The 21,295-nt window shown below is 68.2% G+C and carries 19 protein-coding genes and 1 riboswitch; of the genes, 10 read left to right on the forward strand and 9 right to left on the reverse strand.

The window, feature by feature from the left end; genetic code table 11:
• Positions 1-113: 113 nt before the first annotated feature.
• Complete coding sequence (locus UU7_RS09395; protein WP_007807675.1) at positions 114-848, reverse strand: 2OG-Fe dioxygenase family protein; 735 nt, start codon at positions 846-848, stop codon at positions 114-116.
• A gap of 197 nt (positions 849-1,045) precedes the next feature.
• Positions 1,046-1,161, forward strand: a riboswitch (SAM riboswitch).
• Positions 1,162-1,248: 87 nt separating this feature from the next.
• Between UU7_RS09395 and metX the strand changes: the two genes are divergently transcribed.
• The 3 genes from metX (at position 1,249) to UU7_RS09410 (ending at position 4,643) form a co-directional block, all read left to right on the forward strand.
• The gene (metX, locus tag UU7_RS09400; RefSeq protein ID WP_007807676.1) at positions 1,249-2,289 is read left to right on the forward strand and encodes a homoserine O-succinyltransferase MetX; all 1,041 of its coding nucleotides are present in this window, start codon (positions 1,249-1,251) and stop codon (positions 2,287-2,289) included.
• An 84-nt stretch (positions 2,290-2,373) separates the two neighbouring features.
• Positions 2,374-3,564 carry a cystathionine gamma-synthase gene (gene metB, locus UU7_RS09405; RefSeq protein WP_007807677.1) on the forward strand — a complete coding sequence of 397 codons (1,191 nt, stop codon included), beginning with the start codon at positions 2,374-2,376 and terminating at the stop codon, positions 3,562-3,564.
• A complete protein-coding gene (locus UU7_RS09410) occupies positions 3,561-4,643 on the forward strand; it encodes a homoserine dehydrogenase family protein (protein ID WP_007807679.1) in 1,083 nt (360 codons plus the stop codon). The genes metB and UU7_RS09410 overlap by 4 nt, the downstream gene beginning before the upstream one ends.
• A gap of 6 nt (positions 4,644-4,649) precedes the next feature.
• On the opposite strand, the gene UU7_RS09415 is transcribed toward UU7_RS09410, so the two are convergent.
• The 3 genes from UU7_RS09415 to UU7_RS09425 all read right to left on the reverse strand — a co-directional run bounded on the left by UU7_RS09415 (position 4,650) and on the right by UU7_RS09425 (position 8,702).
• A complete protein-coding gene (locus UU7_RS09415) occupies positions 4,650-5,252 on the reverse strand; it encodes a YceI family protein (protein WP_007807681.1) in 603 nt (200 codons plus the stop codon).
• Between the two features lie 148 nt (positions 5,253-5,400).
• Positions 5,401-7,065, reverse strand: coding sequence for an APC family permease (locus tag UU7_RS09420; protein ID WP_007807683.1), 1,665 nt, complete (start codon positions 7,063-7,065; stop codon positions 5,401-5,403).
• Positions 7,066-7,319: 254 nt separating this feature from the next.
• Entirely contained in the window at positions 7,320-8,702 is a 1,383-nt protein-coding gene (locus UU7_RS09425; RefSeq protein ID WP_007807684.1) for an L-serine ammonia-lyase, read from the reverse strand.
• Between the two features lie 66 nt (positions 8,703-8,768).
• On the opposite strand from UU7_RS09425, the gene UU7_RS09430 reads away from it, so the two are divergent.
• Complete coding sequence (locus UU7_RS09430) at positions 8,769-8,999, forward strand: glutaredoxin family protein (protein WP_007807686.1); 231 nt, start codon at positions 8,769-8,771, stop codon at positions 8,997-8,999.
• 191 nt (positions 9,000-9,190) lie between these two features.
• Here UU7_RS09430 and UU7_RS09435 read toward each other — a convergent pair whose 3' ends face one another.
• The 5 genes from UU7_RS09435 to UU7_RS09455 form a co-directional block, all read right to left on the reverse strand.
• The gene (locus UU7_RS09435) at positions 9,191-10,555 is read right to left on the reverse strand and encodes a GTP-binding protein (RefSeq protein ID WP_007807688.1); all 1,365 of its coding nucleotides are present in this window, start codon (positions 10,553-10,555) and stop codon (positions 9,191-9,193) included.
• An 8-nt stretch (positions 10,556-10,563) separates the two neighbouring features.
• Positions 10,564-11,109: a YceI family protein gene (locus UU7_RS09440; protein ID WP_007807690.1), complete on the reverse strand. Its 546-nt coding sequence runs from the start codon at positions 11,107-11,109 to the stop codon at positions 10,564-10,566.
• Positions 11,106-11,675 (reverse strand): cytochrome b, encoded by a 570-nt coding sequence (locus tag UU7_RS09445; protein ID WP_007807691.1) that lies wholly within the window; start codon positions 11,673-11,675, stop codon positions 11,106-11,108. The genes UU7_RS09440 and UU7_RS09445 overlap by 4 nt, the downstream gene beginning before the upstream one ends.
• Positions 11,672-12,292, reverse strand: a complete 621-nt coding sequence (locus tag UU7_RS09450; protein ID WP_040673210.1) for a YceI family protein — start codon at positions 12,290-12,292, stop codon at positions 11,672-11,674. The genes UU7_RS09445 and UU7_RS09450 overlap by 4 nt, the downstream gene beginning before the upstream one ends.
• A gap of 1,044 nt (positions 12,293-13,336) precedes the next feature.
• On the reverse strand, positions 13,337-14,338 hold the full coding sequence (locus UU7_RS09455) for a polyprenyl synthetase family protein (protein WP_007807697.1): 1,002 nt from the start codon (positions 14,336-14,338) through the stop codon (positions 13,337-13,339).
• Between the two features lie 131 nt (positions 14,339-14,469).
• Here UU7_RS09455 and UU7_RS09460 point away from each other — a divergent pair, with 131 nt between their 5' ends.
• The 6 genes from UU7_RS09460 to UU7_RS09480 all read left to right on the forward strand — a co-directional run bounded on the left by UU7_RS09460 (position 14,470) and on the right by UU7_RS09480 (position 21,253).
• Positions 14,470-15,672 (forward strand): MFS transporter, encoded by a 1,203-nt coding sequence (locus tag UU7_RS09460; protein WP_040673212.1) that lies wholly within the window; start codon positions 14,470-14,472, stop codon positions 15,670-15,672.
• Between the two features lie 107 nt (positions 15,673-15,779).
• Positions 15,780-16,751 carry a DedA family protein/thiosulfate sulfurtransferase GlpE gene (locus tag UU7_RS09465; protein ID WP_007807701.1) on the forward strand — a complete coding sequence of 324 codons (972 nt, stop codon included), beginning with the start codon at positions 15,780-15,782 and terminating at the stop codon, positions 16,749-16,751.
• A gap of 263 nt (positions 16,752-17,014) precedes the next feature.
• On the forward strand, positions 17,015-17,107 hold the full coding sequence (gene kdpF / locus UU7_RS17675) for a K(+)-transporting ATPase subunit F (protein ID WP_083845966.1): 93 nt from the start codon (positions 17,015-17,017) through the stop codon (positions 17,105-17,107).
• Positions 17,104-18,888, forward strand: a complete 1,785-nt coding sequence (gene kdpA, locus UU7_RS09470; protein ID WP_007807703.1) for a potassium-transporting ATPase subunit KdpA — start codon at positions 17,104-17,106, stop codon at positions 18,886-18,888. The genes kdpF and kdpA overlap by 4 nt, the downstream gene beginning before the upstream one ends.
• Positions 18,889-18,892: 4 nt before the next feature.
• Entirely contained in the window at positions 18,893-20,965 is a 2,073-nt protein-coding gene (gene kdpB / locus UU7_RS09475) for a potassium-transporting ATPase subunit KdpB (protein WP_007807704.1), read from the forward strand.
• Positions 20,966-21,040: 75 nt separating this feature from the next.
• Positions 21,041-21,253 carry a hypothetical protein gene (locus tag UU7_RS09480; RefSeq protein WP_007807706.1) on the forward strand — a complete coding sequence of 71 codons (213 nt, stop codon included), beginning with the start codon at positions 21,041-21,043 and terminating at the stop codon, positions 21,251-21,253.
• Positions 21,254-21,295 lie beyond the last annotated feature (42 nt).

A 21,295-nucleotide genomic window follows, 5' to 3' on the forward strand; every position in this document is an offset into this window, starting at 1 on the left:
TATCGCACGTCCGGTACATGCCTGGACGTGCTCACGCGAATCAGTCACTTGCGTGACCGATCCGCGTCCGGCCATCCGTGGCCGGGCTTCGAGGTTGAAAAAATCACAACCTCTCAGCGCGGTGCGGCGTCGCGCCGGAAGGTCACCACCAGCACGTCGCGATGCGCCGCTTGCGCGGGATCGAGCGGGGTCACCGCGGTCACGCCGTGGAAGACGCGGTGGTCGTCGACCAGGGCGGCGTCCAGCGGGTGGGTCAGGGTGAACTGGCCGACTTCGCGGCGATCGGCCGCGTGGATGGTGGTGGTGCCGCGCTCGATGTTCTCGCGGTCGATCAGCAGCACCAGCACGTAGTCGACGCCATCGCGGTGCACGCCTTCGGGGGTGGGTTCGCCGGCCTCGTCCGCGCGGGCCTCGATGCGGAACTGGTGCACCTCGACGTGCCAGTGGCGCACCTGCGGTGCCAGCGCGCCGAAGCGCTCGTGGCAGAACGCGAGGATGCGGCGCAGGCTGGCGCCGTCGGCGATCGCCGGCAGCACCGGCTCGAACCAGCGCAGGATGTCGCCCTGCAGCGGGTTGTAGTGGAGGCTCTGGTAATGCGGCTGGTGCGCTTCGGCGCGCACGCCGTATCCGGCGTCGGCGGAGAAGGTGGCATGCCGGCGGCGGCGATGGCGACCGCTGGCGGCCAGGTAGCTGTCCGGCGCCAGGTCGTTCCAGCTGGCGACGAAGGCGGGCCAGTCGGTCAGTGCCGAGGCGGGCAGCAGGTCGCGCATGATCTCGGCGGTGACGAAGGCGAAGCCGTCGCGCTGCAGCCGGGTGTGCAGGGCGGACGTGTCGGGGTGGGGAGTCATCGGCATACGTTAGCAGGACGCGGAAGGCGCGGCGACGGCCTTGCGCCGGTCGGGATGCCGCGGTTGCCAGGCGGTTCAGTGGGACGGATGCCTGGTCGAAAGTCGCCCTATCGCTATTTTTCCGGACATGTCCATATATACGTCTAGATGTTTAGACGTCTATTGACAGGTGATCTTGGAGGCCTCAAGATCCGCCTCACTCATCGAGACCGGCTGAGGGACAGGCCCTTTGAAGCCGGGGCAACCTGCGGAATGTTTCCGCCACGGTGCCAACTCCTGCGGGGATGCTTCGGCATCCACCGGTAGATGGGCGTGATCCGGTTCGCGGCGTGCTGCCGTCGTGCCATGGATGACGACCTTTCCGGTAGCTCGCAGGGCGATGCCGACCGGAGAGTGCGAGATGACCTTCCTGCCCGAAGCCCGCTGTATCGAGACGCGCTGCAGCGGCGCCGCCGACAGCGCGTCCCCGTCGTCAGTCGAGCCCCGCGCCCGCCTCACTGCCCAGCGCGGCACGCGCCGGCTGCAGCTCAGCCCCAGGTACGGCGTCGGCGCGCGCGCGGTCGAGGTCAGCTATGCGTGGCACGGCGCGGCAGGCGCGCCCACGGTGATCGTGCAGGGTGGCATCTCGGCCGATCGCGACGTCAGCGCCCCGGCCGGCACGACGGTCCCGGGCTGGTGGCAGGAGCTGGTCGGCGACGGTGCGGCGATCGACCTGACCCGCTGCCGGGTGCTGGCGATCGACTGGTTGACCCCGGTGCAACTGGGCACCGCGTCCATCTCCAGCGAAGACCAGGCCGACGCGCTGGCCGCGCTGCTGCGCGAGCTTGGCCTGGCCCAGGTGCATGCCTTCGTCGGCTCGTCCTATGGCGCGATGGTGGGGTTGGCTTTCGCCGCCCGCCATCCGCGCCGGCTGGAACGGCTGGTACTGCTGGCCGGCGCCCATCGCGCCCATCCGCTCAGCACCGCCCAGCGCAGCGTGCAGCGCGGCATCGTGCGGCTGGGCCAGGCCAGCGGCCACGTCGACGAGGCGCTGGCGCTGTCGCGGCAGCTGGCGATCACCACCTACCGCGGCAGCGCCGAATTCGGCCGCCGCTTCGCCGGCGCCCCGGCATTCCGCGACGATCGCTTCCACTTCCCGGTCGAGGACTACCTGGAACACCAGGGCCGCCGCTTCGTCGAGCGCTTCGACGCCGAGCGGTTCCTCGCCCTGTCCGAGTCGATCGACCTGCACGACGTGGCGCCCGAGCAGGTGCCCACGCCGACCACGCTGATCGGCTTCCCGTCGGACCGGCTGGTGCCGCTGGCCGACCTGTGCGAATTGCAGCGTCGCCTGCGCGGCCCGGCCACGCTGGAAGTGGTCGAGTCGCCGTACGGCCACGACGCCTTCCTGAAAGAACCCGAACAACTCGCACCCCTGCTGCGCGAAGCGCTAGCCCTGTAGGGCGGGCATTGCTCGCTCCTCAACGCGCCGATGGGCATCGCCCCCCTGCGACAAGAACACCACGCATACGATCCGGAGATTGTCATGAGCGATACCACCGCCCCCTGTACCCGCGCCGTGCGCGCCGGCATCGAGAGCGACACCCAGCACGGCGCCGTGGTGCCGGCCCTGCACCTGTCGACCAACTACAGCTTCGCCGGTTTCGGCCGCAAGCGCGCCTATGACTATTCGCGCAGCGGCAACCCCACCCGCGACCTGTTGGGTGACGCACTGGCCGACCTGGAGCAGGGCGTGGGCGCGGTGGTGACCTCCAGCGGGATGTCGGCGGTGGCGCTGGCGCTGGAACTGGTGCCGGCCGGCGCCACCGTGCTGGCGGCGCACGACTGCTACGGCGGCACCTGGCGCCTGCTCGATGCCTGGGCGAAGAAGGGCCGCTTCAGCGTCGAGTTCGCCGACCTCACCGATCCGGTGTCGCTGGCCGCCGGCCTGGCGCGCCACCCGGCGCTGGTGTGGGTGGAAACCCCATCCAACCCGCTGCTGCGGATCACCGACATCCGCCACGTGGCGCAGGCCGCGCATGCGGTGGGCGCCCTGCTGGTGGTGGACAACACCTTCCTGTCGCCGGCGCTGCAGCAACCCCTGCTGCTGGGCGCGGACGTGGTGGTGCATTCGACCACCAAGTACATCAATGGCCACAGCGACGTGGTCGGCGGCGCCGTGGTGGCGCGCGACGCGGCGGTGGCCGAGCAGCTGAAGTGGTGGGCCAACTGCAACGGCCTCACCGGCGCGCCGTTCGACAGCTACCTCACCTTGCGCGGCCTGCGCACCCTCGGCGTGCGCCTGCGCCAGCACCAGGAAAGCGCCGCCCGCATCGCCGAACGGCTGGAGGCCCACGCGGCCGTGCGCACGGTGTATTACCCGGGCCTGGCCAGCCACGCCGGCCACGTGCTGGCGGGTCGCCAGCAGCAGGGCTTCGGCGCCATGCTGAGCTTCGAGCTGGACGGCGACGTGGCCCAGGTCGAGGCCTTCGTCGATGGCCTGCAACATTTCTCGCTGGCCGAATCGCTGGGCGGGGTGGAGAGCCTGGTCGCCCATCCGGCCAGCATGACCCACGCCTCGATGGCGCCGGAGGCGCGCCGCACCGCCGGCATTTCCGACAGCCTGCTGCGGCTGTCGGTGGGCATCGAGGATGGCGACGACCTGCTGCGCGATCTGGACGCGGGGCTGCAGCGCGCCATCGCCGTAAAGACGTCCAAACGCCGGGTGCCTGCATGAGCGCGGTGCCGGCCGATCCGGTCCTGTTTCCGCGGTCGGGGTCCGCGCCCGCGATTGCCGTCGTCCTGCTGGGCACCGGCGTGGTCGGCGGCGCCTTGCTGAAGCTGCTGAACACCTCGTCCGCCAGCACCTTGCGGCTGGTCGGCGCGGCCAATTCGCGGCGCCAGCAGACCGAGCCGGCCCGGCTGGCCCAGCGCAACCTGCGCGAACAGCTGAACCAGCACGGCGCACCACGCGACGATGCCGGCCTGCGGGCGGCGCTGGACGCCAGCGGCGCGCCGGTCAGGGTGATCATCGACGCCACCGCCAGCGCGACCCTGGCCGCGCGCCATGCCGAATGGCTGGCGCAGGGCTATCACGTGGTCACCGCCAACAAGGCGCTGGCCGGCGGCGAGCTGTCCGGCTGGCGCGCGCTGCAGGCCGCGCTGGCGCAAGGGGGGCGCTACGGCGACTCGGCCACCGTGGGCGCCGGCCTGCCGGTGCTGTCGACCTTGCGCCGGCTGCGCCATTGCGGCGACGCACTGCTGACCCTGGAAGGCGTCTTCTCCGGCTCGCTGTCGTGGCTGTTCAACCAGTACGACGGCCGCCGCCCGTTCTCCGAACTGCTGCGCGAGGCGCGCCAGCTTGGCTACACCGAACCCGACCCGCGCTCGGACCTGTCCGGCGAGGACGTGGCGCGCAAGCTGCTGATCATTGCCCGCAACGCGGGCTACGCCCTGGGCACCGACGAGGTGCAGGTGGAGGGCCTGGTGCCGCCGTCCTTGCGCGCGCTGGACACCGAGGCGTTCATGGCGCGGCTGGACGAGCTGGACGCCGCCCTCGCCGCCCGCCACGCCGAGGCCAGCTCGCGCGGCTGCGTGCTGCGCTTCCTCGCCTGCCTGAACCAGCGCGGCCAGGCCCGCGTCGGCTTGGCCGAAGTGCCGCTGACCCATCCCGCCGCGCGCCTGTACGGCACCGACAACCAGTTCGCCCTCACCACCACCCGCTACAACACCCAGCCGCTGGTGATCCAGGGCCCGGGCGCCGGCCCGGAAGTGACCGCGCAGGCCTTGCTGGGCGACGTGCTGGCGCTGGGTTGAGGTCGCTCAGCTTGCCGGTGCGGCGAGCGCCTCGACCTGGATGCGCAAGGTCACCGTCATGTCGAAACCGTAGTCCTTGCCCGCGTCCATGCCGTAAGCGTCGCGCTTGAACGTGGCCAGCGCATCGGCACCGCAGACCTCGCGCTTGAACATCGGGTGCGGCATGCACTTGAAGCTGTTGATCTTCAGGTCCAGCGGATGGGTGACGCCGTGCAGGGTCAGCTGGCCGCTGACCCGGGTCGGCGCGCCGTTGACGAAATCGACCAGCTTGCCGGTGTAGTGCGCCTGCGGATACTTCGCCGTGTCGAACAGTTCCTCGCCCTGCGTGCCGGCGTTGAGCTGATCCTGGCCGAAGTCAGCGCTCTTCATGTCGACGGTGACGTCCACCGAACCGGTGCCGGCGGTCTTGTCCAGCATCACCGTGCCGCTGCTGTGGTTGAACTTGCCGCGCCACACCGACAAGCCGCCCATGTGGTCGGCCTCGAAACTGGGATAGGTGTGATCGGGATCGATGTTGTACTGGACCGTGGCCGCGCTGGCCGCCGAGCCGAAAGCGAGCAGGGCGGCGAAGCACAGCATGTTGAGCGAGCGGCTGGCCTTGGGTGACATGGGCGATTCCTCGGGTTGGGCGGCGTGGCGGTTTGCGCGGGTCTGCCATGGCGACGAATGGCCACGGGCATTTTCGACATGGGCGCGGCGCGAAAACAAAAACGCGCAGCCAATGGCTGCGCGCTGTTGTGGAACGAAGGGGCTGGTTTCAGTGCCCGGTGACCCGCTCGGCGGTTTCCTCGTCCGGCGGCACCAGCGGCGCATCCGGATCGTCATGCGCTTCCATCCGCGCCGCCTCCACCGACGGCGTGCGCCAGCCGGACTTCACGCCCCACAGGTAGAACGCCAGGCCGATCACCGCGACCAGCAGCAGGTCCCAGCCATACGGCAGGTAACCCTTGCCGCCGAACGTGGTGCTGCCGGCCCACGACACCACGGCCAGCGCGGGCAGGTAGCAGACCAGCCACCAGGCGCCCTTCATCTGGCGGCCGAAGTCGTGCCAGCCGGCCTTGGCCTGGTAGTAGAAGTACACCGGCAGCGCGACCACCATCAGCAGGATGATCTCGCCGGTCAGCGGCCACTTCGCCCAGTACAGCAGCTCGGTCGACATGATGAAGGCGATGCCGGCCAGGATCGGCAGGCCGGCCAGCCGGAACGGGCGGTGCAATTCCGGCGCGGTGCGGCGCAGCGTCATCACGCTGACCGGGCCGGTGAGGTAGGAGATGATCGTGGCCACCGAGATCACCGCCGCCAGCGAACCCCAGCCGCGGAAGAAGAACAGGAACAGGAACGACACCGCCAGGTTCACCCACATCGCCGGGCGCGGCACGCCCCACTTCGGATGCACCCGACCCAGGATCTTCGGCAGCGTGCCGTTGCGCTCCATGCCGTAGAGCATGCGCGCGGTGGTCGCGGTGTAGGTCATGCCGGTGCCGCTGGGGCTGATCACCGCGTCGATGAACAGCAAGGTCGCCAGCCACTGCAGACCCAGGATAATCGCCAGATCCGCGAACGGCGACGAGAAGTCGATCCCGTGCCAGCCCACGTTGGCCAGCATCTCGCGCGGTACCGCGCCGATGAACGAGACCTGCAGCAGCACGTAGACCACCGTGGCCAGCGCGATCGAGCAGACGATCGCGAACGGAATGCTGCGACCCGGGTTGCGCGCTTCGCCGGCCAGGTTCACCGGGCTCTGGAAACCGTTGAAGCTGAACACGATGCCGGCGATCGCCACCGCGGTGAGGATCGACGGGAAATCGGTCTTGTGCAGCTCGCCGTGGATGCCGACGCTGAAGTTCTCCGGATGGAAGCCGGTCATGATCAGCAGCACTGCGGTGAGCGCGGGGATGATCAGCTTGAACAGCGTGATCGCCGTGTTCGAACGGGCGAACAGCTTCACGCTCCAGAAATTGAACAGGAAGTACATCACCACCAGCGCCGCCGCGATCAGCAGGCCGTTGGTGCTCAATTCGCCGTGGCCGCCGGGCACCGAGTGGTACAGGTCCTTGGCCCACTGCCACTTCCACGACGACATGTATTGCGCCGACGCCTCGGCCTCGACCGAGATCACCGAGACGATCGCGATCCAGTTCGCCCAGGCCGCGATGAAGCCGACCAGCGAACCGTGCGAGTAATGCCCGTAGCGCACCATGCCACCGGACTCGGGGAACATCGCGCCCAGTTCCGCATAGGTCAGCGCAATCGTCATGATGATCGCGGCGCCCAGCACCCACGCCCAGATCGCACCGGGCCCGGCGATCTGCGCCGCGCGCCAGGCGCCGAACAACCAGCCCGAACCGATGATCGAGCCCAGGCCGGTAAGCATCAGGGCGAACGGGCCGACGTCGCGGCGAATCGCGCGTTCTTGGGTCATAACGGGCTCCCGTAGCGGCGCTGAGCACGCCGTAAAGGGGTCGATGGTTGCAGAATCGGGCGAGGAATGTCACCTGTCGGTGGTCATGGAGCCCGCTTTGCTCCCTTTCCTGAGGGAAAGGATGGCTCTTGATCCGGCTTCTTGAGCCGCTGCGCGTCGGTTGTTATCGCAATGATCGAGAGCCGAAGCTTTCGTGCGCCTGCGGCGCCCGAAAGCCCTTCGCTTTTTGTCGGCGAAAATTCCGCGACTCTGCCTCAACACTCGATGACGTTCACCGCCAACCCGCCGCGCGAGGTTTCCTTGTACTTGTCCTTCATGTCGCGCCCCGTATCGCGCATGGTCTTGATCACCTTGTCCAGCGAGACGCGGTGCTTGCCGTCGCTTTTCAGGGCCATGCGGCTGGCGTTGATGGCTTTCACCGAGCCCATCGCGTTGCGTTCGATGCAGGGGATCTGCACCAGGCCGCCGATGGGGTCGCAGGTGAGGCCGAGGTTGTGTTCCATGCCGATTTCGGCCGCGTTCTCCACCTGCATCACGTTGCCGCCGAGCGCGGCGGTGAGGCCGCCGGCGGCCATCGAGCAGGCCACGCCGACTTCGCCCTGGCAGCCGACTTCGGCGCCGGAGATCGAGGCGTTTTCCTTGTACAGGATGCCGATGGCGGCAGCGGTGAGCAGGTATTCGATGATGCCTTCGTCGTCAGCCTTGGGACAGAAGCGCAGGTAGTAATGGCCGACGGCGGGGATGATGCCGGCGGCGCCGTTGGTGGGCGCGGTGACCACGCGGCCACCGGCGGCGTTTTCCTCGTTGACGGCCAGTGCGTAGAGGTTGACCCAGTCGAGGATGGTCAGCGGATCTTTCAGCGCGGCCTCGGGCTGGTTGCGCAGGTCTTCCAGCATCGCCGGCGCGCGACGTGTGACCTTCAGGCCGCCGGGCAGGGTGCCGGGCGAACGCAGGCCGCGTTCGACGCAGTCCTTCATCGCCTGCCAGATGGTCAGCAGGCCGGCGCGGGTTTCCGCTTCCGGGCGCCACACGCTCTCGTTCGCCATCATCAGCTGGGCGATGGTGAGCTTGTGCTGCTTGCACAGCGCCAGCATTTCGTCGCCGCTGGTGAACGGGTAGGGCTGGGCGGTGGTGTCGGCCACGATGCGGTCTTCGGCCGCCTCGTCGGTGTTGACCACGAAGCCGCCGCCGACGGAGTAGTAGTCGCGGCTGGCCAGTTCGTTGCCGTCGGCGTCGTAGGCGGAGAAGCGCATGCCGTTGGTGTGGAACGGCAGCTTCTGGCGCTTGTTGAAGACCAGGTCGGATTTCTCGTCGAACGCGATCTCGTGGCTGCCGAGCAGGCGGATGCGCCCGGTGCCGCGGATACGCTCCAGCGCGGCGGGGATCTGGTCGGCGTCGACGGTGTCCGGATGCTGGCCCTCGAAGCCCAGCAGCACGGCCTTGTCGGTGCCGTGGCCACGGCCGGTCATCGCCAGCGAGCCGTACAGTTCGGCGCGCACCCGGGTCACGCGGTCGAGCACGCCCTTCTCGTCCAGCCAGCGCTCGGCAAAGCGCGCGGCGGCGCGCATCGGGCCCACGGTGTGCGAGGAGGAGGGTCCGATGCCGATCTTGAACAGGTCGAATACGCTGACGGCCATGAGTGCGCTGCTTGGGTGTGGGTTGACCGGTTATTCTACGCGGCGTCCCCAGCCATTCGCAGCCGCATGTCCGACCTGATCCTGTACCAGCGCGACTACTGTCACCTGTGCGACCTCGCCCTGGCGGTGATGGCCGAGGCGCGCGCGCCGGAGTTCGACAGCGAGTGGGTGGACGATTCGGCCGAACTGGAGCAACGCTATGGCACGCGCGTGCCGGTGCTGCGCGATACGCGCGACGGGCGCGAACTGGACTGGCCGTTCGATGCGGCGGCGGTGCGCAGGTTCCTGGCGAAGTGAGCTCCCTCCCCTGCGCAGCAGGGGAGGGTTGGGGTGGGGTTCGCTCTTGATCGTGATTGCAAGGTCAAAAGCGACCCCCTCCCTACCTGTACTCGGGCCCTCCGTGGCCCTCGCCCTTCGGGCGGCTCACGCCGCACAAATCGGCAGTCCTGCCGATTTGTCCCCTGCAAGCAGGGGGAGGAGCAAAGCGGCTACCCGCGCCGGCTTTTCAAGCGCTTCAGGATTTCCTCGCGCGCCTCGCGCAGGATCGAATCGCGATCGAGGCTGGCCACGATGTCGGCGACGGCGCGCTTGGCGCCCGCTTCGCCCCAGGATTTTCCGCCGACCAGGTAACGCTCCGCGGCGCGGCCGATCAGCACGGTGGCGTACCAGCCCAGCGCGCCCTGCGCCGCGGCGGTGACCACGACGGACAAGCCGGCACTGACGCCCTTCAAGGCCGAGGCGACCAGTTGCATGCCCCAGATCGCGCCCATCAGGGCGGCCAGTTGCGCGGAGATCACCGCGACCAGCCGGCCGGATTCGGCGCGGGTCAGCGGCAGGCCGTAGACGCGGGACAGTTGCACCACCATCGCCGCATCCAGTCCCGCGGCGGCCAGCAGGTCGGCGACCGGGATCGGGTTCAACGCGACCGCGACGCCCTTGGCGATGCAGTAGTGATGGATCAGCTTCGCCGCCACCGCCTTGCGGGTTTCGGCGATGCGCGCGCTGACCTGGTCGGTGAGCCGGCCGGCGTACAGGCCGGCGTTGATCGCCGACAGCGTCTTGCCTTCGCGGGCGGCGATCGCCAGCAGGCGCTCGCGCAGCGCGGCGACGTCCGGCGTGCGCGCTTGCTCGCGTTGCTGTTCGTGGCCGCGGGCGTCGACTTCGACCACTCGTTGCGGGGCCGGGTGGGCCGCCACCGCCAGCACGTCTTCGGCGCGCACCAGCCCGGCCACGCGCAGGCGCAGGTGTTCGAGCAGGCCGTCCAGTTCGTCGCGGCCGTAGCGGTCGGCCTTGTTCAGTGCGAGCAGCAGCGGGCGCTGGGTCGCGGCAAGACTTTTCAGCGCATCGAGTTCTTCGCGGGTAAGGTCGCCGTCGCAGACGAAGATCACCAGGTCGCTGACCTCGGCCACCTCGAATGCGAGTTTCTCGCGGGCCTCGCCGTCGAGCTCGTTGATGCCGGGCGTGTCGATCAGCACCAGCCCGTCGTGCTGGGCCTCGTCCAGCATGGCGTGCTCGGCATCGGTGGTGGTGCCGTGCAGGACGCCCACGGCGAACGCCTCGCGGCCGAGCAGCGCATTGCCCAGCGCCGACTTGCCTGCGGAGACGCGGCCGAACACGGCCACGTGCAGTTCGCCACGCTGGAGCTTGTCCAGCATCTGCTCGACGCGGCTGAAATCCGCGGCCAGTTCGCTGCGTACCGACGCCGGGATGCCCGGGTCATCCAGCAGGGCGCGCAGGCTGTCGGCGACCTGGGCGGAGCCGGCGTTCGCGCGCGCGGGCGGCGTGGTGGCCCGTTCGGTGCGGCCGCTGCCGACCCATCCGCGCAGACGCCGCCACAGGCTGTCGTTCGGCATCGGGCGCCTTACTTCGCCGCCAGCTGCAGATGTGCGGTGACCTTCACGTCGCCGCCGATCACCGAGGTGTCGGCGTAGTCACCGGTGCCCACGCCGAAATCCAGCCGCTTCACCGTGCCGGCCACGTCCAGCGTGGCGCCGCCGGCCTGCGGCGTGAACGTCACGTCCAGGCTCACCGGCTTGCTGATGCCGTGCAGGGTGAGCGTGCCATCGGCGATCACCTTGGCGCCGACTTGGCGGAAGCCGGTGGTGACGAAGTGCGCCTTGGGGAATTTCGCCACGTCGAAGAAATCCGAGCCGGGCAGGGCGCTGTCGCGATCGCCGTCGCCGGTCTTCACGCTGGCCAGGTCCACTTCGACGTCGAACTTCGAGCTGGCGAGGTTCGCGGCGTCGTAGCTGATCGCGGCGGTCCAACGGCCGAACTTGCCGTCGAACGATTCGCCCTGGAAGGTGTTGCTGAAACCGAGCGTGCTCGATGCCGGTTGCACGGTGTAGTCGGTGGCTGCGGCAGCAAGGGGCAGGGCCAGGGCGAGCAGGATGGCAAGTCGTTTCATGAGCGGTCTCCTCGGGAAGTCGGACGGCCAAACGGCAGCATCCGGCGCAGCACGTTGTCATGGTCGAATACATGATGCTTCAGCGCGGCGCCGACATGGGCCACCAGCAGCAGGATGAGGAACCAGAACAGGTACTCGTGCACGCCGTGCGCGAAGTGGCGCAGTTCGTCGTTCTTCGCCGCCAGCGCGGGCAGGTTGAACTGCTTGAACCATTGCAGCGGCTTGCCGGTGACCGAGTTGAACCACCAGCCGCTGAGCGGAATCGCCACGATCAGCAGGTACAACAGCGCATGCACGATGCGCGCGCTCCATTGCTGCCAGCGCGGCGCCGCCTCTTCCCGCGGGCGACCGTCGCGCCAGCGCCAGAGCACGCGTAGCAGCACCAGCGCCAGCACGGTGAGGCCGATCGACTTGTGCAGGGCCAGCCAGTTGATCTTCTGCATCGGCGAGTGGGCCAGGTCCATCAGCAGGCCGAACGTGCCGTTGCCGAGGATCGCCAGCGCGATGGTCCAGTGGAAGAACTTCGCGACCGAACCCCATTGGCGTTCGTTGCTGCGCAGGCTCATGGATTCTCCTTGCCGGATGTCATGGCGTGGTCGTCACGGACCGCCTCCAGCTCCAGCCACACGCTGACCTGCGCGCCGATCGAGTTGGGGTTGGCGGTGATGTCGTAGTCGTTGCGGTCAAGCATCGCGGTGGCCGAGAAGCCGATGACTTCATGGGTTTCGTAAATCGTCCTGGCCGCCCGGTTGAAGGTGAACGCCAGGTCCAGCGGCCGGGTGACGCCGCGCAGGGTCAACCGGCCATGCAGGACTCCGTGCCTTTCATCTTTGCGCTCGACACCGGTGCTGACGAAATGCGCGTAGCGCTGGCCCGCGCAATCGAGCAGGGACGACTTGCACACGGCCCTGTTCCAGCCGGCATCGCCCATGTCCACGCCAGCCAGGTCGACATCCAGCTCGGTCGCGGCGCTGCTCCAGTCCCGAGGATCGAAACGCAGCCAGCCGCGCGCGATGTGCAGCCGTCCGAACGGCCGCGAGTAGCCGTTGTGGCTGATGCTGAAGACGACCTGGCTGTGCACCGTGTCATAGCGCCAGGTATTTTCCGCGGCATGCACCGCCGCCAGCGGCAACAGCATTGCCGCGAGGCACCACAGCCAGCGGATTGGGCGCAAGCAGGACATGGGGCGAAGTCTGGCCGATCGGCGGCGCGGCTGCCAGCATCAGGGCGTGAACGGTGGGTTTCTCTGGTGATCCCACGGAGGTGGGTGAGGGGCGTTTCCTGCGCCCGGCTCCGGTTGGAACGAGGCGATGCCTGCTTCCCTCCTTGTAATGGCGCCCTGCGCGTTCGTCATTCCGGCGGAGGCCGGCATCGCGCTTGCTGTTTTTGAGCGGGGCTTTCGCGTGGCCTTGTGCGTCAGAGCAAAAGCTTTCGTCCTCCTTCGGAGGGCGAGTTACTTCTCTTTTGCTTGTCCAAAAGAGAAGTAACCAAGAGAAAACGACCCCCCGCTTGGCGCTTGTTGGGCATCCTGCCCAACAAGTCCGTGAGCCGGGGCCGGGCTTTTCGAACGGGCCTCCTGCCCGTGCGAAAAGGCGTTGCCATCCGTGGCAACGCCCGCTGCGCGGCCTGCCGACCCCGTCTCACCGCCGCACAAGGGACCCCGGTAAAGCAGCGGGCCATCGTGGCCCGCACTCGGTGATGAAGCTGAAAAGCAAAAGCAAAAAACCAGAGCAAAAGCTCCGGTCGCCGCGGCTTTGCTCTTGATCCGGCTCTTCTGAAAAGTGCGGGCCACGATGGCCCGCTGCTCTACCCGGGGCCCCTCTGCAGCGGCGGGCGGGTGGAGGATCAGCCCGCAGGGTGACCGGCATGGATGCCGGTCAGTTTGGCGTCAGGGCAGGATGCCCTGTCGACAAACCCCGTAACCCGCACGCGAACCTCGCAGGCAGGATGCCTGCGAGGCGCGGAAGCGGGGTGGCCTCTCTTTGGGCCACGTTTCTCTGGCCACACAGAGAAAGGTGGCTCGGGCGCCGCAGGCGCACGAAAGCTTTGGCTCTGATGCACAAGGGCAAGCAAAAACGTCATCCCAACAGCAAGCACGATGCCGACCTTCGCCGGAATGGGGAGTATGGATATGGGTTCCCACGGATGTGCCTACAGACACGTGGACGCGCAAATGTGCGGGCGCACGAACAGGCATCGTGCAAACGCGCAGCGCCTCGATGGCGCCTCAGAACGTGCGCTGCACCGAGTAGTCGGCCAGGGTGGCCAGGGCGTCGCGGTGCGCCGAAGGCGCGAGGATGGCCAGCGCTTCGCGCGCCGCGTCGGCATGCTGCAGGGCACGCTCGCGGGTGCGCTCCAACGCGCCCGATTCACCGATGGCGGCGATGATGCGGTCCAGCGAATCCAGACCGCCGTGCTCGATCGCGTGGCGCAGCGACTGCGCCTGTTCCGCGCTGGCTTTTTCCAGTGCGTAGATCAGCGGCAGGGTCGGCTTGCCTTCGGCGAGGTCGTCGCCGATGTTCTTGCCCAGGGTGCCGGCGTCGCTGGTGTAGTCGAGCAGGTCGTCGGCGATCTGGAAGGCGTAGCCCAGTTCCATGCCGTAGCGGCGCAGCGCGGCGATCTGGTTTTCCGGCAGGCCGCCGAGGATGCCGCCCAGTTCGGTGGCGGCGGCGAACAGCACGGCGGTCTTGCGTTCGATCACCGCCAGGTAAGCCGCTTCGCTGACGTCGGCGTTGCCGATGTTGAGCAGCTGCAGCACCTCGCCTTCGGCGATGGTGTTGGTGGTGTCGGCGAGGATGCGCATGATGCGCATGTCGTCCAGTTCCACCATCAGCTGGAACGAGCGCGAGTAGAGGAAGTCGCCGACCAGCACGCTGGCGGCGTTGCCCCACAACGCGTTGGCGGTCTTGCGGCCGCGGCGCAGGTCGGATTCGTCGACCACGTCGTCGTGCAGCAGGGTCGAGGTGTGGATGAATTCGATGATCGCGGCGAGCTTGGTGTGATGTTCGCCGCGGTAGCCGGCGGCGCCGGCGGCCAGCACGTGCAGCATCGGGCGCAGACGCTTGCCGCCGGAGGCGATGATGTGGTCGGCGATCTGGTTGATCAGCACCACGTCGGAGGACAGCCGCTGGCGGATCAGTGCATCGACCCGCTGCATGTCGGCGGCGGCGAGGTCGCGCACCTGGGCGAAGTCGGCGGGTCGGGGAGCGTCGGCGGGCATCGAATTCATGGAGGCATCACAGCGGCGTAGGCGGCGATTATACGGGCTGCAGGAACTTGCGCCGCGACATGTCGCCGCAAACGGGCGACAGGCCCTCCGCTTATAATGCCGGCCATGACTTTTTCGATGTCCGGTTTCCGGTGAGCAAACTCTCGCATTCCGAACTGCGCAGCGCGCTGACCCTGGCCTGCGTGATCAGCCTGCGCCTGTTCGGTCTGTTCCTGATCATGCCGGTGTTCTCGCTGTACGCGAAGGCGATGCCCGGTTCCACCGGCTTCATGATCGGGCTGGCGCTGGGCGTCTACGGCATCGGCCAGGTGCTGCTGCAGATCCCGCTGGGGCTGCTGTCCGACCGGATCGGACGCAAGCCGGCGATTACCCTGGGCCTGATCCTGTTCGCCATCGGCGGATTGATCGCGGCGATGTCGCACACGCTGACCGGCATCGTGATCGGTCGCGCGGTGCAGGGCATGGGTGCGGTAGCGGGCGCCGGCATCGCGCTGGTGGCCGACCTCACCGCCGAGGAGAACCGCGGCAAGGCGATGGGCATCATCGGCGTGTCGATCGGACTGGCCTTCCTGCTGGCGCTGATCCTGGGGCCGCCGCTGGAGGCGGTCGCCGGGTTGCCCGGCCTGTTCGGCGCCACCTCGATCCTGGCCCTGCTGTCGTTGATCCTGCTGTGGCTGATCGTGCCCACGCCGGAACGTGCGCGGGCACCCGCCGCGGCCGGCTTCGGCGCCGTGCTGGCGATGCTGCGCGATGGCCGCATGCTGGTGCTGAACGGCTCGGTGTTCTTCCTGCATGCGCTGCTCACCGCCAGCTTCGTGGGCTTGCCGTTGCTGCTGGCGAACACCTTGCACCTGCCGGTGAGCCGGCACTGGGAGCTGTACCTGCCGGTGATGACGGTGGCGGCGTTCGTGATGGGCGCAAGCCTGCATCACATGCGCGAGGTGGCGCAGAGCCTGCGCATCGTGATGGTCTGCGTGGTGGCGATCGGGCTGGCCCTGCTGGGTTTTGCGTTTTCGGGCAGCCACCTGGCCGCCTTCGGCGTGGCCGCCGCGGTGTTCTTCTCCGCGTTCAACCTGCTGGAGGCCGCGCTGCCCAGCCTGGTCTCGCGGCTGGCGCCGGAGCATTTGCGCGGCGCCGCGATGGGTGCGTATTCGACCAGCCAGTTCATCGGCGCGTTCGTGGGCGGCACCTTGGGCGGCATGGCGCTGGGCCGGCTCGGGCCGGATGGTGTGTTCGTCTGCGCCGCGGCGTTCACCGTGCTGTGGCTGCCGCTGGTGATTGCCGGCGCGCGCCGGATGGGCCGCCAGGCCGCAGGCGAAGCCCAACCCGCGTAGCGCTTGTCCCGGCACCGCCGGCGTTCGGCCTGCACCGGGTTTGCAATGGCGGATCGGCGGCCCAATCATGTGGCCACGGCGACTTCGCTGCATGGGGTGGCGCTCCGATGGCTCATGAAATCATCGCGCTGATGGCGCAATACGGCGTGCTGCTGGTGTTCCTCAATGTGCTGGTGACCCAGCTGGGCGCGCCGCTGCCGGCGGTGCCGACCCTGGTGGTGGCCGGTGCGCTGGTGGCCGGCGGGCAGATGGGCGTGGCCGCGGTGTTGTCGGTCGCGGTGGCCGCCGCGCTGCTCAGCGACGCGGTGTGGTTTGCCGCGGGGAGGCGCTACGGCGGTGGCGTGATGCGGCTGCTGTGCCGCATTTCGCTGTCGCCCGATTCCTGCGTGGAACGCTCCGAACTGCACTTCCAGCGCTGGCGCGGGCAGATCCTGCTGATCGCCAAGTTCGTTCCGGGACTGGCCACGGTGGCGCCGCCGCTGACCGGTGCGATGGGGCTGCCGCTGTCCAGGTTCCTGCTGTTCGACGGCATCGGCTCGCTGCTGTGGGCCGCGGTGGCGATCAGCCTGGGCTACGCGTTCGCGACCCAGATCGACGACCTGCTGGCCGCCATCGCCAACGCCGGCACGCTGGCGCTGGAGGCGATGCTGGTGCTGCTGGCGCTGTACGTGCTGGCGCGCTGGTGGCAGCGCCGGCAGTTGCTGCGCACGCTGCGCATGGCGCGCATCTCGGTGGACGAACTGCATCAGGCGATGCAGTCCGCCCGGGCGCCGGTGGTGCTGGACGTGCGGGCACCGGGCTCGCGCCTGCTCGATACCCGGGTGCTGCCCGGCGCCCTGCTGCTGGACGAGCATGGCATCGACCGCAGCGTGAACGACATCCCGTTCGATCACGAGCTGGTGGTCTACTGCAATTGCCCCAACGAGGTCTCCGCCGCCCGCGTGGCCAAGGTGCTGATCGGCCAGGGCTACCGCCGGGTGCGTCCGCTGCTGGGCGGGCTGGAGGCGTGGGACGCGGCCGGCTATCGGGTCGAGCGCCTGCCGGCGGTGGCGGAGGCAGGCCTGCATTCGATCGCCTGATCCCCGTCGCGGGACCTGCAAAAAAATTTACGCGATCTATACGGCCGGCGGCCGGATTGCTACCCCTTTCTTATACGGCCATTCCTAAAGTGCGCGTCGTTCTCCCGAGGAGTCGACGTCGATGGATGCCGTCTATCTGCTGTTCCTGCTGGTGCTGTGCGCCGCCACGCTGGGCTTTGCGCTGATCTGCGATCGGCTGGGCCCGCGCAAGTGATGCCCGCCTGCCTTTCCCCCTTCCGTCATGCCTGCGTGAGTTGCCGCCCATGAATGTCCTTTACGTGCTCGCCGCGCTGATCGCGCTGGCGCTGGCCGGCTACCTGTGCGTAGCCCTGCTCAAGCCGGAGTGGTTCGAATGACCACCAACGACTACCTCCAGCTCGGCCTCTATCTGGTCGTGCTCTTGCTGCTGGTGAAACCACTCGGCAGCTACATGGCGCACGTCTTTGCCGATGCGCCCAATCGCGTCACCCGTTTCGGCGGCCGCGTGGAACGCGCCATCTATCGCCTGTGCGGCATCGCGCCCGACGAGGACATGGGCTGGAAACGCTATGCACTGGCGGTGCTGCTGTTCAACCTGCTCGGCCTGCTGGCGGTGTATGCCCTGCAGCGCCTGCAGGGCTGGCTGCCGCTCAACCCGCAGCATTTCGGGGCGGTGTCGGCCGATTCGTCGATGAACACCGCGATCAGCTTCGCCAGCAACACCAACTGGCAAGGCTACGGTGGCGAGTCGACGATGAGCTACCTGACCCAGATGCTGGGTCTGGCGGTGCAGAACTTCCTCTCTGCGGCGACCGGCATTGCCGTGCTGGTGGCGCTGGTGCGCGGCTTTGCCCGGCGCAGCGCGACCGGCATCGGCAACTTCTGGGTCGATCTCACGCGCAGCACGCTGTACCTGCTGTTGCCGCTGTCGCTGCTGCTGTCGCTGCTGCTGGTGTCGCAGGGTGTGGTGCAGAACTTCAAGCCGTACGTCGACGTGCCGGTGGTGCAGGCGAGCAGTTACTCAACGACCGCGAAGGACGCAGCCGGTCACGAGGTGACCACGCAGGCGGTGGTCACCTCGCAGACCCTGCCGATGGGGCCGGCGGCCTCGCAGATCGCGATCAAGCAGCTGGGCACCAACGGTGGCGGCTTTTTCAACGTGAACTCGGCGCACCCGTTCGAGAACCCCACGCCGCTGAGCAACTTCCTCGAGCTGCTGTCGATCCTGCTGATCCCCTCCGCGCTCTGCTACACCTTCGGCCAGATGGTCGGCGATCGTCGCCAGGGCTGGTCGCTGCTGGCGGTGATGCTGGTGATCTTCATCCCGCTGCTGCTGGCCTGTACCGCCGCCGAGCAGGCGGGCAACCCGCTGCTTGCCCATCTCGGTGTCGACCAGCACGCCTCGGCGCTGCAGGCCGGCGGCAACATGGAAGGCAAGGAAACCCGCTTCGGCATCGCCGACTCCACGTTGTGGGCGACCGCCACCACCGCCGCCTCGAACGGTTCGGTGAACGCGATGCACGACTCGTTCACGCCGCTGGGCGGGCTGGTGCCGATGTGGTTGATGCAACTGGGCGAGGTGATCTTCGGCGGCGTCGGTTCGGGCCTGTACGGCATGCTCGCCTTCGCCGTGGTGGCGGTGTTCATCGCCGGCCTGATGGTGGGCCGCACGCCGGAATACCTGGGCAAGAAGATCGAGGCCTACGAGATGAAGATGGCCAGCCTCGCGGTGCTGCTGCCGTGCGCCCTGGTGGTGATCGGCACGGCGATCGCGGTGATGGTGCCGGCCGGCGTGGCGGGCGTCGCCAACCCCGGTGCGCACGGCTTCAGCGAGATGCTGTACGCGGTCAGCTCGGCGTCGAACAACAACGGCAGTGCGTTCGGCGGGCTCTCGGCCAACACGCCGTTCTGGAACGTGCTGCTGGGCGCATGCATGTTCCTGGCGCGCTTCCCGCTGATCGTGGCGATGCTGGCGATGGCCGGTGGGCTCGCGGCCAAGCGGCACGTGCCCGAATCGGCCGGCACGCTGCCCACGCACACGCCGCTGTTCGTCACGCTGCTGGCCTGCGTGGTGATCGTGGTCGGCGCACTCACCTTCCTGCCGGCGCTGGCCCTGGGGCCGATCGCCGAGCAACTCATGTCCGCCATGGGGCACTGATCCAATGACTTCCCAAACCCAAACGGCAAGCGGCTTCAACCGCGTGCTGATTCTCACGGCCATGGCCGATTCGTTCCGCAAGCTGTCGCCGCGGATGCAGTTCCGCAACCCGGTGATGTTCGTGGTGTTCGTGTGCAGCGTGCTGACCACGGCGCTGTGGCTGCAGGCGCTCGCCGGTCACGGCGAGGCGCCCACCGGCTTCATCTTCTGGGTCAGCCTGTGGCTGTGGTTCACCCTGCTGTTCGCGAACTTCGCCGAGGCGCTGGCCGAAGGCCGCGGCAAGGCGCAGGCCGATGCGCTGCGCAGTTCGCGCAAGGACGTGATCGCGAAGAAGCTGGCGTCGCCCGATCGCGATGCCGCGATCACCTTCGTGCCTTCCAGCGAGCTGCGCACCGGCCACCACGTGCTGGTCGAGGCGGGCGAGCAGATTCCCGGCGACGGCGAGGTGGTGGTCGGTGCGGCCAGCGTCAACGAGAGCGCGATCACCGGTGAGTCCGCGCCGGTGATCCGCGAATCCGGCGGCGACCGCAGCGCGGTCACCGGTGGCACCCAGGTGCTGTCCGACTGGCTGGTGGTGCGCATCACCAGCAATCCGGGCGAGAGCTTCCTCGACCGCATGATCGCGATGGTGGAAGGCTCCAAGCGACGCAAGACGCCGAACGAGATCGCGCTGACCATCCTGCTGGCCAAGTTCACCCTGATCTTCCTGCTCGCCTGCGCCACGCTGCTGCCGTATTCGATCTACAGCGTGCAGGCGGCCGGCGCGGGCAACCCGATCACGCTCACCGTGCTGATCGCGCTGCTGGTGTGCCTGATCCCCACCACCATCGGCGCGCTGCTGTCGGCGATCGGCATCGCCGGGATGGACCGGATGATCCGCGCCAACGTGATCGCCACCTCCGGCCGCGCGGTGGAAGCGGCCGGCGACGTCGACGTGCTGCTGCTGGACAAGACCGGCACGATCACCCTGGGCAATCGCCAGGCGGTGGCGTTCCATGCGGCGCCGGGCATAGCCGAAAACGTGCTGGCCGGGGCCGCGCAGCTGGCCTCGCTGGCCGACGAGACGCCCGAAGGCCGCAGCGTGATCGTGCTGGCGAAGGACAGGTACGGCCTGCAGGAAAGGCAGCTTGCCGAGGACGAGGCGCAGTTCGTGCCGTTCACCGCGCAGACACGCATGAGCGGCATCGACTTCGGCGACCGGCGCATCCGCAAGGGTGCACTGGACGCGGTGGAAAAATATCTCGAAGGGCAGAACAGCCACCTGCCGCCGCTGGTCAAGCGCATCGCCGAGGACATCGCGCGCCGTGGTGCCACCCCGCTGATCGTCACCGAAGGCGACCGCGCACTGGGCGTGATCGAGCTGAAGGACATCGTCAAGTCGGACATCAAGGAGCGCTTCGCCGAGATGCGCAAGATGGGCATCAAGACCATCATGATCACCGGCGACAACCCGCTCACCGCAGCGGCCATCGCGGCCGAGGCCGGCGTCGACGACTTCCTCGCCGAGGCCACGCCGGAAGCCAAGCTCAAGCTGATCCGCGACATCCAGGCCGAGAACCGGTTGGTGGCGATGTGCGGCGACGGTACCAACGATGCGCCGGCACTGGCCCAGGCCGACGTGGCGGTGGCGATGAACACCGGCACCCAGGCGGCGAAGGAGGCCGGCAACATGGTCGACCTCGACTCCAACCCGACCAAGCTGATCGAGGTGGTGGAGATCGGCAAGCAGATGCTGATCACCCGCGGCGCGCTGACCACGTTCTCGATCTCCAACGACATCGCCAAGTACTTCGCGATCATCCCGGCCGCGTTCGCCACCACGTATCCGGCGTTGAACACGCTCAACGTGATGCACCTGGCCACGCCGCAGAGCGCGATCCTGTCCGCGGTGATCTTCAATGCGCTGATCATCATCTTCCTGATCCCGCTGGCACTGAAGGGCGTGAAGTACCGCGCGCTCGGCGCCGGCGCGCTGCTGCGCCGCAACCTGCTCGTCTACGGGCTCGGCGGCGTGGTGGTGCCGTTCGCGGGCATCAAGCTGATCGACCTGCTGCTGGTGCTGCTGCACGTGGCCTGACCCGTTGGTCCGGGTCGATTGATCGTGCGGCCGGCGGGCGCCGGCCGCGCGAAACCCCTGCCGGAATGCGAAGTCATGCAGACCCTGAAAGTATCCGTCTCCCTTCCCGACGCCAGCCATCCCGACGTGGAGCTGCGCCTGTCCGCCGACGATGCCGGCTGCGACGTGGTGATCACGCTGCCGACGGCCGCGCACCCGGCGCAGGTCGTGCAGCTGCGGCGCGCGGCTTGTGCTGGCGCGAGTGCAGCCGACGACGACTATGTCCTCGGCGGTTACGCCGGCATCTGATGCCGTTTCCCCTGGCCACCTTGCGCGTCGCCCGCCTCGGGT

The organism is Rhodanobacter spathiphylli B39 (assembly GCF_000264295.1).
Taxonomy (GTDB): domain Bacteria; phylum Pseudomonadota; class Gammaproteobacteria; order Xanthomonadales; family Rhodanobacteraceae; genus Rhodanobacter; species Rhodanobacter spathiphylli.

Coding starts and splice junctions, on each gene's coding strand:
- metX (WP_007807676.1), top strand. CDS start 1,249: ATGACCTTCCTGCCCGAAGCCCGCTGTATCGAGACGCGCTGCAGCGGC.
- UU7_RS09430 (WP_007807686.1), top strand. CDS start 8,769: ATGTCCGACCTGATCCTGTACCAGCGCGACTACTGTCACCTGTGCGAC.
- UU7_RS09415 (WP_007807681.1), bottom strand. CDS start 5,252: ATGTCACCCAAGGCCAGCCGCTCGCTCAACATGCTGTGCTTCGCCGCC.
- kdpB (WP_007807704.1), top strand. CDS start 18,893: ATGACTTCCCAAACCCAAACGGCAAGCGGCTTCAACCGCGTGCTGATT.
- UU7_RS09480 (WP_007807706.1), top strand. CDS start 21,041: ATGCAGACCCTGAAAGTATCCGTCTCCCTTCCCGACGCCAGCCATCCC.
- kdpA (WP_007807703.1), top strand. CDS start 17,104: ATGACCACCAACGACTACCTCCAGCTCGGCCTCTATCTGGTCGTGCTC.
- kdpF (WP_083845966.1), top strand. CDS start 17,015: ATGAATGTCCTTTACGTGCTCGCCGCGCTGATCGCGCTGGCGCTGGCC.
- UU7_RS09395 (WP_007807675.1), bottom strand. CDS start 848: ATGACTCCCCACCCCGACACGTCCGCCCTGCACACCCGGCTGCAGCGC.
- UU7_RS09435 (WP_007807688.1), bottom strand. CDS start 10,555: ATGCCGAACGACAGCCTGTGGCGGCGTCTGCGCGGATGGGTCGGCAGC.
- UU7_RS09445 (WP_007807691.1), bottom strand. CDS start 11,675: ATGAGCCTGCGCAGCAACGAACGCCAATGGGGTTCGGTCGCGAAGTTC.
- UU7_RS09425 (WP_007807684.1), bottom strand. CDS start 8,702: ATGGCCGTCAGCGTATTCGACCTGTTCAAGATCGGCATCGGACCCTCC.
- UU7_RS09465 (WP_007807701.1), top strand. CDS start 15,780: ATGGCTCATGAAATCATCGCGCTGATGGCGCAATACGGCGTGCTGCTG.
- metB (WP_007807677.1), top strand. CDS start 2,374: ATGAGCGATACCACCGCCCCCTGTACCCGCGCCGTGCGCGCCGGCATC.
- UU7_RS09440 (WP_007807690.1), bottom strand. CDS start 11,109: ATGAAACGACTTGCCATCCTGCTCGCCCTGGCCCTGCCCCTTGCTGCC.
- UU7_RS09455 (WP_007807697.1), bottom strand. CDS start 14,338: ATGAATTCGATGCCCGCCGACGCTCCCCGACCCGCCGACTTCGCCCAG.
- UU7_RS09410 (WP_007807679.1), top strand. CDS start 3,561: ATGAGCGCGGTGCCGGCCGATCCGGTCCTGTTTCCGCGGTCGGGGTCC.
- UU7_RS09450 (WP_040673210.1), bottom strand. CDS start 12,292: ATGTCCTGCTTGCGCCCAATCCGCTGGCTGTGGTGCCTCGCGGCAATG.
- UU7_RS09420 (WP_007807683.1), bottom strand. CDS start 7,065: ATGACCCAAGAACGCGCGATTCGCCGCGACGTCGGCCCGTTCGCCCTG.